The organism is Arthrobacter sp. NPDC058097 (assembly GCF_042884885.1).
GTDB lineage: Bacteria > Actinomycetota > Actinomycetes > Actinomycetales > Micrococcaceae > Arthrobacter.
On record NZ_JBHVSZ010000010.1, the window covers coordinates 127,974 to 144,314 of the forward strand.

At 66.6% G+C, this 16,341-nt stretch carries 14 protein-coding genes and 1 riboswitch; of the genes, 10 read left to right on the plus strand and 4 right to left on the minus strand.

Features of this window, described 5'->3' with window-relative positions; translation table 11 throughout:
* Positions 1 to 11: 11 nt before the first annotated feature.
* The gene (locus ACFVTE_RS17695; protein WP_387102569.1) at positions 12 to 848 is read left to right on the plus strand and encodes an IclR family transcriptional regulator C-terminal domain-containing protein; all 837 of its coding nucleotides are present in this window, start codon (positions 12 to 14) and stop codon (positions 846 to 848) included.
* 4 nt (positions 849 to 852) lie between these two features.
* On the opposite strand, the gene ACFVTE_RS17700 is transcribed toward ACFVTE_RS17695, so the two are convergent.
* The 3 genes from ACFVTE_RS17700 to ACFVTE_RS17710 form a co-directional block, all read right to left on the minus strand.
* Positions 853 to 2,127, minus strand: coding sequence for an ArgE/DapE family deacylase (locus ACFVTE_RS17700; protein WP_387102570.1), 1,275 nt, complete (start codon positions 2,125 to 2,127; stop codon positions 853 to 855).
* Between the two features lie 103 nt (positions 2,128 to 2,230).
* Positions 2,231 to 3,559, minus strand: a complete 1,329-nt coding sequence (locus tag ACFVTE_RS17705; RefSeq protein WP_387102572.1) for an MFS transporter — start codon at positions 3,557 to 3,559, stop codon at positions 2,231 to 2,233.
* A 204-nt stretch (positions 3,560 to 3,763) separates the two neighbouring features.
* Positions 3,764 to 4,948, minus strand: a complete 1,185-nt coding sequence (locus ACFVTE_RS17710; protein WP_387102574.1) for a helix-turn-helix domain-containing protein — start codon at positions 4,946 to 4,948, stop codon at positions 3,764 to 3,766.
* A gap of 189 nt (positions 4,949 to 5,137) precedes the next feature.
* On the opposite strand from ACFVTE_RS17710, the gene ACFVTE_RS17715 reads away from it, so the two are divergent.
* The 8 genes from ACFVTE_RS17715 to ACFVTE_RS17750 all read left to right on the plus strand — a co-directional run bounded on the left by ACFVTE_RS17715 (position 5,138) and on the right by ACFVTE_RS17750 (position 14,726).
* Positions 5,138 to 6,862 (plus strand): amidohydrolase, encoded by a 1,725-nt coding sequence (locus ACFVTE_RS17715; protein WP_387102576.1) that lies wholly within the window; start codon positions 5,138 to 5,140, stop codon positions 6,860 to 6,862.
* Positions 6,859 to 8,127, plus strand: a complete 1,269-nt coding sequence (locus ACFVTE_RS17720) for a M20 family metallo-hydrolase (RefSeq protein ID WP_387102577.1) — start codon at positions 6,859 to 6,861, stop codon at positions 8,125 to 8,127. The genes ACFVTE_RS17715 and ACFVTE_RS17720 overlap by 4 nt, the downstream gene beginning before the upstream one ends.
* 162 nt (positions 8,128 to 8,289) lie before the next feature.
* The gene (locus ACFVTE_RS17725) at positions 8,290 to 9,510 is read left to right on the plus strand and encodes a Re/Si-specific NAD(P)(+) transhydrogenase subunit alpha (protein ID WP_387102579.1); all 1,221 of its coding nucleotides are present in this window, start codon (positions 8,290 to 8,292) and stop codon (positions 9,508 to 9,510) included.
* Complete coding sequence (locus ACFVTE_RS17730) at positions 9,510 to 9,860, plus strand: NAD(P) transhydrogenase subunit alpha (RefSeq protein ID WP_387102580.1); 351 nt, start codon at positions 9,510 to 9,512, stop codon at positions 9,858 to 9,860. The genes ACFVTE_RS17725 and ACFVTE_RS17730 overlap by 1 nt, the downstream gene beginning before the upstream one ends.
* Positions 9,857 to 11,230, plus strand: a complete 1,374-nt coding sequence (locus tag ACFVTE_RS17735; RefSeq protein ID WP_387102582.1) for an NAD(P)(+) transhydrogenase (Re/Si-specific) subunit beta — start codon at positions 9,857 to 9,859, stop codon at positions 11,228 to 11,230. The genes ACFVTE_RS17730 and ACFVTE_RS17735 overlap by 4 nt, the downstream gene beginning before the upstream one ends.
* A 110-nt stretch (positions 11,231 to 11,340) precedes the next feature.
* Positions 11,341 to 11,541: riboswitch (cyclic di-AMP (ydaO/yuaA leader) on the plus strand.
* Between the two features lie 3 nt (positions 11,542 to 11,544).
* Complete coding sequence (locus ACFVTE_RS17740; protein WP_387102584.1) at positions 11,545 to 12,510, plus strand: LysM peptidoglycan-binding domain-containing protein; 966 nt, start codon at positions 11,545 to 11,547, stop codon at positions 12,508 to 12,510.
* Positions 12,511 to 12,756: 246 nt separating this feature from the next.
* Positions 12,757 to 13,182 (plus strand): YybH family protein, encoded by a 426-nt coding sequence (locus ACFVTE_RS17745; protein ID WP_387102586.1) that lies wholly within the window; start codon positions 12,757 to 12,759, stop codon positions 13,180 to 13,182.
* Positions 13,179 to 14,726: a purine-cytosine permease family protein gene (locus ACFVTE_RS17750; protein WP_387102588.1), complete on the plus strand. Its 1,548-nt coding sequence runs from the start codon at positions 13,179 to 13,181 to the stop codon at positions 14,724 to 14,726. Before ACFVTE_RS17745 ends, ACFVTE_RS17750 begins: the two co-directional genes overlap by 4 nt.
* Positions 14,727 to 14,746: 20 nt before the next feature.
* Here ACFVTE_RS17750 and ACFVTE_RS17755 read toward each other — a convergent pair whose 3' ends face one another.
* Complete coding sequence (locus ACFVTE_RS17755) at positions 14,747 to 15,652, minus strand: LysR family transcriptional regulator ArgP (protein ID WP_387102590.1); 906 nt, start codon at positions 15,650 to 15,652, stop codon at positions 14,747 to 14,749.
* A 69-nt stretch (positions 15,653 to 15,721) separates the two neighbouring features.
* Here ACFVTE_RS17755 and ACFVTE_RS17760 point away from each other — a divergent pair, with 69 nt between their 5' ends.
* Complete coding sequence (locus ACFVTE_RS17760; protein ID WP_387102591.1) at positions 15,722 to 16,327, plus strand: LysE/ArgO family amino acid transporter; 606 nt, start codon at positions 15,722 to 15,724, stop codon at positions 16,325 to 16,327.
* Positions 16,328 to 16,341 lie beyond the last annotated feature (14 nt).

Below are 16,341 nucleotides of genomic sequence, written 5' to 3' on the forward strand. Positions count from 1 at the left end.
GATTGGTAACCATGACCGACGCAGCAGCAGGGACCACGCCCCGGGCGGGCCGTCCGCAGAAGGACGGGACGCCAACGGCCAGCGACCAGTACGTGCAGTCGCTCGCGCGCGGGCTGGCGGTCATCCGCGCGTTCGACACTGAGCACGCCGACATGACGCTCACCGAGGTGGCTGCCCGCACGGATCTCACGCGTGCCACGGCCCGGCGTTTCCTGCACACGCTCGTGGAGCTCGGCTACGTCCGGACCGACGGCAAGACCTTCGCGCTCACGGCCCAGGTGCTGCAGCTCGGCTACGCCTACCTTTCCGGCCTCTCCCTGCCGCAGCTGGCCCAGCCGCACCTTGAGGAGCTGTCGCTGAAGCTCGGGGAGTCGACGTCAGCGGCGGTGCTGGACGGGACCGACATCGCCTATATCGCACGAGTCACCACGCGCCGGATCATGACGATCGGCATCACCGTGGGCACCAGGTTCCCCGCCTATGCGACGTCGATGGGCAGGGTCCTGCTCGCCGGGCTCCCGCCGGAGCAGCTGAAGGAATACCTGGCCGCGGCGGAGATCAAGCCGCTCACCCCGCGCGCGGTCGGCACGGTGAAGGACCTGTTGGCCGTCCTCGACAAAGTCCGTGCTCAGGGCTGGTGCCTGCTGGACCAGGAGCTCGAACTGGGGCTGATGTCCGTGGCTGCGCCCGTTTACCACGGCCGTAAAGTGGTGGCAGCCGTCAACGTATCGCTGCAGGCACAGTCCGTGGCCGCCAAGCCGGACCGCGAGGCTTACCTCGAATCGGTGCGGAAGGAAATCGTAGCCACGGCGGAGCGCATTTCGTCGGACTTCTCCAGCGGACGGTAGGGGCTTAGCGGTGTTCCTTGACCCCGCACCAGTTGGCGATGAACACGGCAATGCTCTTGGTGATGCGCCGTACCGACTCCACGGACACGCGCTCGTCGAACCCGTGGATCGATTCCGAGACCGGCCCGTAAACCAGTGCCGGAGTGTCCGCGTACAAGGCGAAGACGCGCCCGTCCAGGTATCCCGGCGTCGTAAAGCTGGCGAGTTCACCATCGAAGACCTGGCGGTGCGTCTGCTCCAGCAGATTTTCCGCGTCGCTGCCGGGCTCCAAGACATAGCCCTCCGAGTAGAAGCCGGTCCTCGTGGGAACCGCGCTGATGGGCGCAGGTCCGCTTGAGAGAGAGGCCAGGCATTCCTGCAGCTCAGCCCACGCCGACTCGGCACTGATACCGGGGTAGATGGCGGCACGCACATCGAATTCACACCAGGCAGGCACGCTCGATGGCCAGTCGCCACCGGAAATGCCGCCGAAGTTGAAGTTGATGGGATGGTCAAGGTTCTCGAAATGCGGATGGCTGCCCCGGTCCGCATTCCACTTCTCTTCAACCTCGCGCAGCGCTGTCATGGCCGTGTATGCGGCATCGATGGCATTGAAGCCGGAGCCCATCTCCCGCGGGTGTGTCGGATTGCCCGTGACCCGCACCTTGAACCAGAGAACGCCCACGTTTGCGCGCACCAGCATGTCCTCCTCGGGTTCCGGGATGATGACGGCGTCGGCCCGGTAGCCGCGCAAAAGGGCGGCCAGGGAGCCGTTACCGGTGCACTCCTCTTCAACGACTGACTGGAAGTGGATCCGCCCCGCAGGCTCCAGGCCGGCAGAACGGACGGCGTCGAAAGCAAACAGATTCGCGGCAAGGCCAGCCTTCATGTCTCCCGCGCCCCGGCCGTAAAGCCAGCCGTCGATGATCGGCGCATCCCACGGAGAACGGGACCATGCCTCGTGCGGGCCTTCGGGAACGACGTCGACGTGGCCGTTGAGAATCAGCGAGCGGCCTTCCTCGCGGGCCGGCAGATAGGTGCCCACGACGTTTGTCACCCCTTGGTAGGAGACCGTCACGGCGCCGAATCCCTCGTGGATGGCAAGTTCGTCGGGATCGAGCTCCCAGCGGTCCATCTCCAGTCCGCGCTGCGCCATCGCAGAGTGCAGAAGATCCTGGGCGCTCCCTTCGTTGGTGCGCAGGGACGGGTGCCGGACGAGTTCCTGGGTGAAGGAGAGCTGGGCGTCAAAGGCGGCGTCCACGGCGTCGAGGATCCGGCGGGTCTGTTCTTCGGTGATCATTGGCTTCTCCGGGTAGAAACGGGGGAATCATGACGGCGGGAAGGGCTTGGGGGAGCCGTCCCGCGGACGGCTCCCCCAAGGAAGGCAATTTGTGAGGTGTGGTTTAGTTGTCGGTCACGATGCGCTTGTCCTGCACCCGCAGCCGCTCGCCGATCAGGCCGCCAGCTGCAGTCATCAGGGCGATGATGGCCAGGATCAGCGCCGCACCCCAGGACTTGTTCCCGGAAACTCCGAGCATGGCAGTGGCAATCATGGGCATGAAGCCGCTGGTGGCACCGGCAATGTTGTAGCCGAGGGCTACGCCCGAGTACCGCAGCTTCGGCGGGAACAGCTCGGTCAGCAGCGCCCCATTGACGGCGTAGGCCACGCCGACCAGAACGATGCCGATGGTGATTGCCAGTGTGATCAGCGCCGGAGACTTCGTGTCGATCATGGCAAACAAGGGGAATGCTGCGACGGCGGTCAGCAGGCCGCCCCACATGGTCACCTTGCCGGGGCCGATCTTTTCGGCCAGCCGTCCCATGAGGACAGTGATGACGATCTGGGCGACGGCGGCAATCAGGGTGGCGTTGACCATGACACTGCGCGGCACGCCGAGGCTGTTCGAACCGTAGCTGACCGTGAAGGTGGTGATCATGTAGAAGCCGCCCACACCCAGCATTGCGGCAAGTACCGCGATGATCAGGCGGCCGCCGGCGTGGCGGAGGACGTCGAGCGCCGGAACCTTGGCAGTCTCCTCGTGGGCAAGGAGGTCCTTGAAGATCGGGGACTCCTCCACCTTCATCCGGATCCACAGTGCGATCACCAGCAGGGGGAATGCCAGCAGGAAGGGAATGCGCCAGCCCCAGGCGTCAAAGGTCTGCGAGGGGAACAGCAGAACCAGGGTGAAGGCGCCGGAGGAGAGCAGCGTGCCCACGGGCGAGCCGATCTGCACCAGGGCGGCGAAACGGCCGCGCTTCTCCGCGGGGGCGTGTTCCACGGCCATGGTGACGGCACCGCCCCATTCGCCGCCGACCGCGAGGCCCTGGACCAGGCGCAGCACCGCGAGCAGGACAGGGGCTGCCAGGCCGATGGTGCCAAAGTCCGGCAGCAGACCGATCAGGCCGGTGGCGACGCCGATCATGACGATCGTGGTCAGCAGCGCGGGCCGGCGTCCATAGCGGTCGCCGATGTAGCCGAAGAGGATGGCGCCGATGGGGCGGGCGGCGAAGCCCACGCCAAAGGTCGCGAACGAGGCGAGCAGGGCCGCCGTCGGGTCCAAATCGGTGAAGATGAGCCGGTTGAAGACCAGAGCGGCTGCCGTGCCGAAGAGGTAGTAGTCGTACCATTCGAGTGCGGTGCCGACGAACGCGGCGCGGGCAATCGTGCCGGCGTCTTTGCCGGAAATAGTCGGAGCAACTTGTGCGCCTTCGAGTGAGTGTGACGTCGCCACGTGGATGCCTTTCGAACTGTGCGTGCCCCGTCCCGCACCATGTGCGGCGGCCGCAGCCTGAAGATTCCGATGAGTTCCCATCCGTGGAAGCGGAGGGTGGACGCCTAGCGGATAGGGCTGGGCTACACGTTCGAGCCTAGAGGAGTGACAATCTCCTAAACAATGACATTTTTCACCCAGAATCCGCCTGTAGCGTGTGCATTCTCACAACGAAGGTTGTTCGTAGGCTGCAATAGAGACCAGCGCAAGGGCAGCCTGCGCCGGCACCGTCAGGTCGAGTCCGATCACTTCCTGCAGTGCATTGAGCCGGTTGACCACGGTGTTCCGGTGGCAGTAGAGCTCCTCGGAGGTCAGCTTGACGGAGCCGGTGCGGCCATAGCTCAAAGCCACATCCAGGAGGCGCTGCCGCTCATGTGGGCTGCACTTGTCCAGGGCATTCCATACTGGTGCGGCAAAATCAGGCAATGACTTTTCCAGCATCTCTGCCGCCACGCCCATCCAGGTATCGGCCATGGTGCCCAGCCGGGTTCCAGGCGAGAGGTGCGTGGCAAGGACCAGGGCGGACGATGCCGCCTTGGGAACGGCGGCGAGCCCCTCTGCCGTCGGTATGTAGCCGGCGGAAAAGTCAGGCTGGTTCTGCAGCCAGGTCTGCTCCTTGCGGACCACCCGGAACAGGTACAGTGCACCGGCCTTTTCAAACATGAACGCCCGGCGGTCCGGCTCGTACTGCTGCTGCGCCTGCGTCACGGCGTCCCCGGTCACCGCCAGTACCTCGAAGGTGTCAGAGATTCCAACACCAAGGGCGGCAGCGATGTCCGGCAGGTCCGCAGGATTGGCGTGGTCGAACAGCCTGGTCAGGAGGCGCTGCCGGTAGAGCTGTTTGTTCCGGGCCAGGAGGGCCTCTTCCTCGGCAAAAGCCTGCTGGATGCTGCTGACATAGCCTTCGACGGTATCAAGCAGGCGGTCCATGTTGGCCACCAGCACATCCATGTGATCCTCGCGGGCCACTCGCTCCAGCCCTTTCCACAGGACGCGGAAATCGTTTCGGACAGCTTCCAGGAAGGCATTCAGCGGGACGCCCTGGCGGGCCCTGCGGACGGCGACGGCGCGGGGGAGGGCCTGCAGGTCGGGCGGAAGCGGTGCGCCGGCCAGCTGCAGCAGGAACATGTCCATGCTGTCCGCGGCGGTCTGGTAAATGTCCTCCTCAGGGACCAGTGCCTCATCGTATGACACGGCCTGGAAGCGTTCCAGGAAGTCCCGGACCAGGGCGTCGCGCTCCTTCCACAACCTCCCAATGAGCTCGGCCCAGTCCGGTTCGGCCGAAGGATCCTGGGGAAAGTTCCTGACCTTGGCCGCGCCGGTGGTAGGGGTCGAGGTGCGAGTGTCCATAGAACCATATTAGGCATTTGCCCAACTTGGGTCGCTGAACCGGCGGCTTTTTTCCATTGAGAATGATATTTTTCCAGGGTTGAATTGCAGAGTCAGCAGGCTCCACCTGCGCCGGTCCGGGGATTCCCGACGCCGGGACCACCACCGGGAACCGCTTCGCGGGTCCGGAAGCGCACACCTAGAGGACTCATGCTGGTTGATCTCCTAATCCGCAACGCACACATCCTGACCCAGGATCCTGCACAGCCGCAGGCGCGGGAGCTGTGGATCCATGACGGGAAAGTCCTCGCTGTGGACGAAGGCCCCGACAGCGGCCTCCGTGCACGGCGCACCATCGACGCGGCAGGCAGCACCGTGGTGCCGGGCTTCAACGACGTCCACGCGCACAGCGTCTGGTTCGGGTTGACCCTCATGGAGGCGGACCTCGGCCGGGCAAGAAGTATGGATGATGTCTACGCCGTCATTGCGGAAGCGTCGGCGCCGCTTGGCCCTGATGAGTGGGTGGTCGCCTCGGGCTTCAGCCCCCTGCTGCTGGAGGGGACCCAGCCTGACCGTGAGCGGCTGGACGCCGCCGCCGGCGGACGGCCGGTCTGGATCAAACATTCCTCGGGGCACGCGTGCACCCTCAACGGGGTTGCTCTTGGCCTCGTCCTGAAGGGCGTTGACCCGGCCGAACCGATTGAAGGCGGTGTCATTGCCACCGACCCGTCCGGCCGGCCCACGGGTTTGCTGGAAGAGAACGCGATGCGTCTGGTCCAGGACCTCATGCTGCCGTATCCGCTGGAGACCATCGAGCGTGCACTGGACCTGGCCACCACCCACTATCTGTCCGAGGGCATCACCAGCGTCACCGACGCCGGCATAGCAGGCGGCTGGATAGGGCACAGTCCGCGTGAATTCATGGCCTATCAGAACGCCCGGGACAAGGGCCTGCTCAGCGTCCGCATGCAGCCCATGCTGGTCCTGGACGCACTGCATGCTGTTACGGGCCACTCGTCCGAGCCGGCAGCGAGGGGCATCGACGCCGGGATACGCACCGGGTTGGGGGACGATTGGCTCCGGGTGGGCTCGGTGAAGATCTTCAGCGACGGCTCGCTGTTGGGCAGCACGGCGTACATGACCGAGAACTACGTTGGCTGCACCCACAACCACGGCTATCTGCAGATGGATGCGCAGGAGCTTCGTTCCGCCGCGCTGGAGGCCTACCGCGCGGGCTGGGCCATCGCGATGCACGCCATCGGCGACCATGCCATTGACCACGCCATCGACATCATCAGCGAGGCCCAGGATGCCTACGGACTCAACTCGCTGCCCAACCGGATTGAGCACGGCGGGGTGCTGCGACCGGAGCAGCTGGACAGGATCGCCGAGGCCGGGATCGTGGTGGTTCCGCAGCCGCACTTCATCACCGAATTCGGTGACGGCATGGCCCGCCTTCTCGGCCCCCGAAGGACAGAGCTCTCCTACCCGGCGAAGAGCCTGCTGCGCCGGGGCTCCATTCTGCCCGGAAGTTCGGACCGCCCTGTCTCGGAGGGCCGGCCGCTCAACGTGATGCAGTCGTTCGTGGAACGCCTGACACCTTCCGGCGCGACATACGGCCCGGCGGAGCGGCTCACGGCCGCCGAAGCGCTCGCTGCCTACACCACGGGGTCGGCGGCGGCGACGGGGGCGGCAGATATCAAGGGACGGCTCGCGCCCGGATATCTTGCCGACCTGGTCTTTCTCGACCAGGATCCGACGGCTGTGCCCTCCTCGGATATCGCGGCAACCCAGGTGCTGGCCACCATGGTCGGCGGCGACCTGCGGTTCGGGACGGACAGGTTCGCTGCCAAGGAGGCAGCGGCCGGTGACACGCACACGGACACGGACACAACAGAATTCGCGACAGCACTGAGCGGGAAGGAAACCCCATGAGCACCACCAACGAGCAGTTCCTCGACGATTTCAGGACGATGTCCACCTTCGGTGCAACCGAAGGCGGCGGCGTCGACCGCCAGGCTGGAACAGCTGCCGACCACGAAACCCGCCAGTGGTTCGGCGGATGGCTCGCCCGGCACGGCTTCAACGAAACGGTGGACCAGGCAGGCAACCAGTTCGGCACCGTCGAACTGGTGCCGGGCGCTCCCTACGTTCTGGTCGGTTCGCACCTGGACTCGCAGCCGCTGGCCGGCCGCTACGACGGCGCCTACGGCGTGCTGGCCGCCGCGCACGCCGCCGCCCGCGTTGCTGACGATGTGGCAGCCGGGAAGGTGGAGCCGCGCTACAACCTGGCCGTGGTGAACTGGTTCAACGAAGAGGGCAGCCGGTTCACCCCCAGCATGATGGGCAGTTCGGTCTTCACCGGAAAACTTGCGCTCGATACCGCGCTCGCCACCACCGATGCGGCGGGCGAGACCGTTTCCGCAGCGCTCAGGAACGGACACCGGCAGGCAGAAGGGAGCGCGCCCGCATTGACGGACGTGGCGAATTACGCCGAAATCCACATTGAGCAGGGCCGGATCCTGCAGGAGCAGGGCATCCAGATCGGCATCGTCGATAAGACGTGGGCCGCCAGCAAGTACCGCGTGACCGTCAACGGGGCCCAGTCGCACACCGGCGCCACCAGAATGGAAGACCGGCAGGACGCCCTGTACGGCGCGGCGCTGCTCATTGCCGCCGCACGGGACCTAACCGCGGAATTCGGGCAGGGACTGCTGCACACCTCCGTCTCCGAGATGCAGGTCCTGCCCAATTCGCCCGTCACCATTGCGCGCCAGGTGCTGATGAACCTGGATCTGCGCTCCCCGGACGAGGACGTGCTGGCCCGTGCCCGGGACATCCTGGCCAAGTGGATCGGTGACGTCCAGGAGCGTTCCCGGACGGACGTCCAGCTGGAACTCACGCACCAATGGGGGCTGGTGGCCTACCAGCCCGAAGGTGTGGCACTGGGAACCGCCAGCGCCGAACAGCTGGGTTTCAGCCACATGAACATCATGACGGTGGCTGGCCACGACTCCACGAACATGAAGGACGCTGTGCCCACGGTGATGCTGTTCGTTCCCAGCGAGGAAGGTATTTCCCACAATGAGGCCGAGTTCACGCGTGGTGAGGACGCGGTGCGCGGCGCCGAGCTTCTCACCGAGGTGGTCCGCCGGCTGGTCCGCGGCGAACTGGAAGCAGCCGCGATCAACAACGACTAAGCGGCCCGTCACCCTCCCGCCGCGCGCCCTTGGGCCATAGACTCTAGCCAACTACGTGCAGCAGCGCCGCTCCGTCCGTCCGGACCCCAAGGTCCGGGAACCCGGGAGTTTCCGGGGCTCCGGGAGCAAGGCGCCGCTGCACCCGTTGGAAGGACGTGGCGGGTGAAGCTGGGCATAGCGCGGGAGCGCCGGGAAGGCGAACGGCGGGTTGCTGCGACGCCCGAAACCGTAAAGCAGCTGGCCGGACTGGGCCTGGAGGTGCTGGTCGAATCCCGGGCGGGCGTCTCCGCCGGGCATGCCGACGACGAATACCGCCAGGCAGGCGCCCAGATCGTTCCCGACCTCGATCCCGCGGAGCTGGACATCCTCGCCCACGTCCGTCCGTTGGAACTTCCGACGGCGGCAGCCCTGAAGCGCGGTGCCGTCACCGTGGGTCTGGCCTCCCCGTCGTCCGAACTCGCCACCGTGAGGGCACTCGCCGAACGCGGGGTCACGTCCTTCGCGCTGGAACTCGTGCCGCGCATCTCCCGGGCCCAGTCCATGGATGCCCTCTCCTCGCAGGCCCTCGTGGCCGGCTACCGGTGCGTCCTCGAAGCCGCCATCCGCCTGCCCCGCTTCTTCCCGCTGTACATGACCGCCGCCGGAACCGTCCCGCCCGCGAAGGTGCTGGTGCTCGGGGTCGGCGTGGCCGGGCTGCAGGCGATCGGCACGGCGAAGCGGCTCGGCGCGCGCGTCTCCGCCAACGACATCCGGCCGTCCTCCGCCGAAGAAGTCACGTCCATGGGCGGGACCTTCATCAAACTGGACCTCGAGACGGCCGAGGCAGCCGGCGGGTACGCCCGGGAGCTCAGCGCCGACCGCGGCGCCCTGCAGCGCCAGCTGCTGGCGCCGCACGTCGCCGATGCCGACGTGCTGATCACGACGGCGGCCGTGCCCGGCAGGCACGCCCCGCTCCTGGTGACCCGTGAGATGGTGCAGGGCATGCGCCCGGGATCGGTCGTCGTCGACCTGGCCGCGGAGTCCGGCGGCAACGTCGAGGGGTCCGTCCCTGGCCGGGACATCCACGTCCCCACCGCCGACGGCAAGGGGACCGTCGCCGTCGTAGGCCTCAAGGACGCGCCGTCCGCCATGCCCACGGACGCCTCCCGGCTGTACGCCAAAAACGTGGCCAACCTGCTGGCCCTGATGACCGTGGACGGGACGGTCGTCCCCGACTTCGACGACGACGTGATAGCGGGTGCCTGCCTGACGCACGACGGCGTGGTGCGGCATCCGCCGACGGCGGAAGCGCTCGCGGCGCTCGCCGGGGAGACGGACAACGACCTCGCAGACGAGATGGCCAATACTCCAGTGAAGGCGTCGGAGAACGAAGGGGTGGTCTGATGGACGGCATCAGCCTGCTGACCATCACCGTGCTGGCGGTGTTTGTCGGCTTCGAAGTGGTCTCCAAGGTGTCCAGCACGCTGCACACGCCCCTGATGTCCGGCGCGAACGCGATCCACGGGATCATCCTGGTGGGCGCCATCATCGTCGCCGGCCAGGCCACGCACCCCTGGGTCCTGGCGGTGGCGCTGCTCGCCGTCGTTCTTGCCACGGCGAACCTGGTGGGCGGCTTCGTCGTGACCGACCGCATGCTCGAGATGTTCCGCGGCCGCAAACCGGATCAACCGGCCAAAGCTGCCCCGAATGAAACCCAGAGTGAAACCAGGGAGAACAAGGAGGCCAAGCGGTGACCCTCCTCGACGCCAACGTCACCGCCCTGCTCTACCTCGCGGCGGCCGTCTTCTTCATCCTGGCGCTGAAGGGCCTGAACTCGCCGCGCACCGCCCGCCGCGGCAACCTCATCGGCGCGTTTGGTGCGCTGATCGCCGTCGTCACCGTCTTTTTCTCAACCCGGCTGGACAACGTCCCCCTGATCCTCGGCGCCATCGCCGTGGGCTCCGGTGTGGCCGCCCCCGTGGCCAGACGCGTCAAGATGACCCAGATGCCGCAGCTCGTTGCCCTGTTCAACGGGGTGGGCGGCGGCGCGGCCGCACTCGTTGCGCTGCTGGAACTGCCGCATGCGGAGGACGCCTGGGTGCGCGTCGCCGTCGTCTTCACCCTGCTGGTCGGGGCAGTCTCCTTCGCCGGCTCAGCCGTGACGTTCGCGAAGCTGCAGGAGCTCATGACCACCCGCCCCGTGGTGTTCCCCGGGCTGCCGGTGCTCATGGGGGCGGTGCTGCTCGCCGCCGTCGGTGCCGCGGCCGCCGTCGTGCTGGGCGGGTCGCTCGTGCTGGCGCTGCTGCTCCTGCTGCTGGGCCTGGTGGCCGGCGTGCTGCTCGTGTTGCCGGTGGGCGGCGCCGACGTGCCGATCGTCATCTCCCTCCTCAACGCGTTCACCGGCCTCGCAGTTGCCGCGTCCGGACTGGTGCTGGGGAACGTGCTCCTGGTGGTGGCCGGGACGCTGGTGGGCGCGTCGGGCACCATCCTCACCCGCGCGATGGCCGCGGCCATGGGCCGCAGTGTGGCCGGCATCCTGTTCGGCGCGTTCCGGGGAGGTTCGACGGCGGGATCCACCGCCGTCAGCGACCGTCCGGTCCGCTCGTCCAGCCCGGAGGACGTGGCGGTGCTGCTCGGCTACGCGCAGCGCGTGATCATCGTTCCCGGCTACGGGCTGGCCGTGGCGCAGGGACAGCACACCGCTGCCGAGCTGGCGCAGGCATTGGAAACCCGGGGAATCAGGGTGGACTTCGCCATCCATCCCGTGGCGGGCCGCATGCCCGGGCACATGAACGTGCTCCTCGCCGAGGCCAATGTGCCCTACGAATCACTCAAGGAAATGGGCGAGATCAACTCCGAATTCCGCACCGCCGACGTCGCGCTGGTGGTGGGCGCGAACGACGTGGTGAACCCCGCCGCGAAGACCACCGCCGGCTCGCCCATCTACGGGATGCCGATCCTCGAGGTGGCGGACGCGCGCCAGGTGGTCTTCCTCAAGCGCTCCATGCGGCCAGGGTTCGCCGGGATCGAGAACGACCTTATGTTCGAGCCGCAGACCACGCTGCTGTTTGGCGATGCCAAGGAATCCCTGACCAAGGTGCTGGGTGCGGTGAAGGCCCTGTAGGGTGTTGCTTTCTCTAACCTTCTTCCAGACGGCAGCCGTTACCGAAATGTGACTTTTGGTGCCGAGGTGCGATAACCTCGGCCGGTGCCCTGGTTCCGCTCAGGGCATTCCCGGGCAGAATGCCGAGCCCTGCCACTGACCGGGATCCGTTCGCAATGACAACTGGCAGGGACGGGGGAACCACGTTAGTACCGGCCTTGCGCATCAAGGCCTAGGGGTTAAGTCCAGACGCACCGCCCAGCAGCGGGCAGGACCGGGTGACTCCCACCCGAACCCGACAGCTAACCCCGCAGGCATGGGAGAGGCACATCACCATGTCACGTAAGTCCACGCCCGCGCGCCATCGCGCCACCCCGACGACGTCCATCGCCCTGCAGGGCCTGCAGTATTCGCTGAAGTCCAATGCCGCCTCGGTCGCCAAGCCGGCGGCCGCGGCCGCCGTCGCTTCCGGTCTCCTCTTCGGTGCCGGGGCACCTGCCCACGCAGGTGCTTACGCGCCAGAGACTCCGGCCGGCGCCGCCCAGTCCGCCACGGCCCCGGCCGGAGCTGCCGTGCAGTCAGTCGCCGGCCAGGCGCTCGCCGCACCGGCCCAGGCCGCACCGGCAGACGCCGGATCTGCTGTGGCCGGAGCATCGCACACCGTAGTGCCCGGTGATACCTTGGGCGCCATCGCGGCACGCCACGGCGTCAGTCTCGATGCGTTGCTCGCAGAGAACGGCCTGACCCTGGCCTCGGTCATTTACCCCGGCGACCAGATCCTCATTCCGGGACCCGGCGCTGCTGCAGCCCCCGCAGTACCTGCAGCGCCGGCAGCACCCGCAGTGCCCGAGGTTCCCGCGGCTCCGGCTGTTCCGGCAGCCCCGGCGGCCCCGGCGGCCCCCCAGCCCACCGGCATGGGAATCTACAACGCCTCCGCGTCAATTACCCCGGCAGCGGCAACCACCCCGGCAACCACCCCGGCAGCCAGCGGCGTGGGCGCGGCCATTGTGGCCTCGGCCCGGGCGCAGCTCGGTGCCACCCAGGACTGCACCGTCCTGGTGGAACAGGCCCTGCGGTCCGTCGGCAAGTCCGTCGGCGACCTCGCGCCCGCGCAGTTCTACCAGTACGGCACACCCGTTTCGTCCCCGCAGCCCGGGGACCTGATGATCAGCGGCGGACACGTCGGCGTGTACATCGGCGGTGGCCAGGCGATCAGCAGCGGCATGAACGGTGTCAACGAAACCATCGTGCACCCGGCCTCCTGGCTCACCGGCTCCACTTACGTGCGGGTCAACGCATAGACAGAGCGCAGACGCCTCACAGGCGGGGCGGTTCAAACAACAGCGGCGGGTGCATAGGCACCCGCCGCTGTTGCGTTTCAGTAGCTGCCGGCTGCCGGGTGCCGGCGCGCGCGAAACAAAAGTCACTGTCAAGCAACAATTGTTGACCGCTGGATACCATGTCGGGTTTACTGGCAGCCTGACCGGATGTGAGCTGGAGCACGTCACGGCTGAAGCATTTGCAAGCACCGCCGAGAGTGAGTTCCCGTGGACCTGATCACCACCGCCATGACCACCGCCGAGATTGAGGCAGCAGCGAAGAAGCTGATGACCGCCTTCGCGGCCACCGATACAGACGGGTACTTCGACTGCTTCGCGCCCGATGCGACCTTCATCTTCCATTCCGAACCGAACCGCCTCACCTCGCGCGGGGAATACCGCGACCTGTGGCAGAACTGGGTGGAGGACGGCTGGCGGGTTGCAGAATGCGCCAGCTCCAACGCGTACATTCAGATCGCCGGCGACAGCGCCGTGTTCAGCCACGATGTCGAAACCGTGATCGACGTTGCCGGCACCAAAGAAACCCTTCACGAGAGGGAGACCATCATTTTCACCAGGACGAAGACAGGCAGCGTGCTCGCCGTCCACGAGCATCTTTCTCCGGCGCCTGCCAGCCAGAAGGCGATCTCATGACCAACGATTCCAAAGCCCCTGCAGTGACCGAAGTCGAAAAGCACGGCATCGAACCGATTCCCGCTGCCGACAGGACGGCGAAACCGCTGGACCTCTTCCGGCTGGTGTTCGGTGGTGCAAACACGTTCGCCACGGTAGTCCTGGGATCCTTTCCCATTCTCTTTGGGCTGTCCTTCAAGGACGCACTGCTGGCCACTGTCCTGGGCGTCGTCGTCGGCGGCCTGATTCTGTGCCCGATGGCTGTTTTCGGCCCGACCAATGGGATGAACAATGCCGTCTCGTCCTCCGGGCACCTGGGCGTGCACGGCCGTGTCGTGGGGTCCTTCCTGTCACTCCTGACCGCGTTCGCTTTCTTCTCCATCTCCGTGTGGAGCTCAGGGGACGCGCTGGTAGGGGGCGCGAACCGCCTGGTCGGGCTGCCCCAAAACGCCGTGACGCTAAGCCTCGCCTACGGCGTCTTTGCTGTCCTGATCCTCACCGTGTGCATCTATGGGTTCCGTTTCATGCTCTGGGTCAACAAGATTGCGGTGGTCGCCGCATCCCTGCTCTTCCTGCTCGGCATCTTTGCATTCGCGGGTTCGTTCGATGCTTCCTACGCCGGGACGTTCGGGCAGGCGGCGGATGCTGCCACCAACGCGCTGTTCTGGCCGTCCTTCATAGGATCGGCGCTGATCGTCATGTCCAACCCGATCTCCTTCGGCGCCTTCCTGGGCGACTGGTCCCGATACATCCCGGCTGAGACGCCAAAGCGAAAAGTCATGGCTGCCGCCTTTCTCGCCCAGGTCGTCACTCTCGTGCCGTTTGGCTTCGGGCTGGTCACGGCCACCATCATTGCCACGGAGGCGCCGTCGTTCTTTGAAAACTCTGACTACGTGGGCGGCCTCCTGGCCGTTTCCCCGGCCTGGTACTTCCTGCCGGTATGCCTCATTGCCCTGGTAGGCGGAATGTCCACCGGCACCACCGCGCTCTACGGAACAGGCCTGGACTTCTCCAGCGTCTTTCCCCGGTTCTCCCGCGTGCAGGCCACGCTGTTCATCGGGTCCATCGCGATCGTCTTCATCTTTGTGGGCCGCTTCGCCTTCAACATTGTGCAGAGCATCTCCACCTTCGCGGTGCTCATCATCACCTGTACTGCTCCGTGGATGATCATGATGATGATCGGGTACGTGACACGCCGCGGCTGGTACGACGCCGACTCGCTCCAGGTCTTCAACCGCCGCCAGGTGGGCGGCCGGTACTGGTTCAACCGCGGGTGGAACTGGCGTGCGATGGGCGTCTGGATCTTCTCTGCGGTTATGGGCATCATGTTCGTGAACGTTCCGAACCAGTTCGTCGGCGCGCTTGGCAATCTCGCCGCCGGAGTGGATCTGAGCATCCCCGTTTCGATCGGCCTGGCGGCAGTTCTCTACCCCGCGGTGCTGTGGCTGTTCCCGGAACCCGCCGACGCGTATGGCCCGGCCGGACCAAGGTTCGTCAGGGCGGCGGCCCCGAAGAACATCCCCATCGTGGACGAGAAGAAGGATCTGGAGCCCGTGCTGTCCTGATCCGCCCCGCCGCACCGAAATTACTTTCGGTGCGGCGGCAGCGTTTGTGCGGCGCGGACGACGGCGTCCGTCACCTCTGCGAGGCCCGGCGAGTCCAGCGTCCACACCTGCCAGTAGAGCCGCAGGTCCTCGCTCCACGCCGGGTCGAGCTCCACGAGGGAGTTTTCCGGGTCCTGCTGGTCCGGCACCATGCCCCAGCCCAGGCCCGCATGGACCGATTCCACGAACTGGACGGAATCGGGGATGAAGTGCTGCGGGGGAGTGGCGTCCGGCGCGATGCGTGCGAGGACAGCCAGCTGGTGGGTGTCCTTCCGGTCGTACTGCATGACGGGGGCTGCGGCGAGGGCTTCCGGCGTGGGCCCGTCGGGGAACCAGCGCGCCACAAACTCCCGCGACGCCTTGGCCCGGTACACCATCGTGCCCAGCGGCCGGATGGTGCAGCCCTGCACAGGCCGGGGATCCGCGGTGATCGCGCCAATGGCATCGCCCGAGCGCAGCAGGTCGGCCGTTGCGTGCTCGTCGTCCCGCAATAGCTCAAGGGCCACGCGGCCGCCGAGCGCAATCTCCCGGTAGGCCGGCGGCAGCCACGTCGCGATCGAGTCCGCGTTGGCCACGAGGGGAACCCGCAGCCGCTCGGCACTGAGTTGCCCGCCGCCGGTTCCGTCCCCAGTCTCCGGCCCGCGCAGGGCGAGGACCGCCTCGTCGGCGAGGAGCAGGAGCTGCCGCGCGGAGCGGAGGAGCTGCTCGCCCGCCGGCGTCGGCCGGACCGGCTTGAGGCGCCGCACCAGAACGCTGCCCACGGAGCGCTCGAGTGCCTTGATCCGCTGGCTCACGGCTGAGGGTGTGAGCCGGAGTTCCCCCGCGGCAGCATCGAAGGTCTCGTGGTCGACGACGGCGGCAAGCGCCCTCAGCTGGTCGAGTTCCATGAAGATATTCTAATGGAACTGCAGAAAAAGTGAATTGCTTTTCATATTTTTCGGCCGTACCTTCGAAGAATGCTTCCCTTTCTGACCGGGCTCGGAGCCGGCCTCAGCCTCATCGTCGCCATCGGAGCCCAGAACGCGTTTGTCCTGCGGCAGGGCCTCAAGCGCGAGGCTGTTCTTCCCGTTGTCATGGTCTGCCTTGTAAGTGACGCGGTCCTGATCCTGGCCGGCGTCGCAGGGATCGGCGCACTCATCCAGGGAGTCCCGGTGCTCCTGGCCGTAGTGCGGTGGTTCGGCGTCGCGTTCCTTCTGGCGTACGGGGTTTTCGCCGCGCGGCGGGCGTTGCGGCCCGGGGTGCTCAAGGCGGCAGATTCCCCCGGCAAGGGAACCGTCTTGTCTGCCGTGTTCACCGCCGCAGCCATCACCTGGCTTAACCCGCACGTCTACCTCGACACGCTGGTGCTGCTGGGCTCGCTGGCCAACACCCACGGTGATTCAGGAAAGTGGCTCTTCGGGGCAGGAGCCGCGGCCGGCAGCGCCCTCTGGTTTCCCCTCATCGGCTACGGGGCGCGGGGGCTCAGCGGCTTTTTTGCGCGGCCGGCATCGTGGCGGATCCTCGACGGCGGGGTCGCCCTGCTCATGCTCACCCTGGCTGCCGTCCTCGCGACCGGAGCCTGACGCCTCTTACCCGG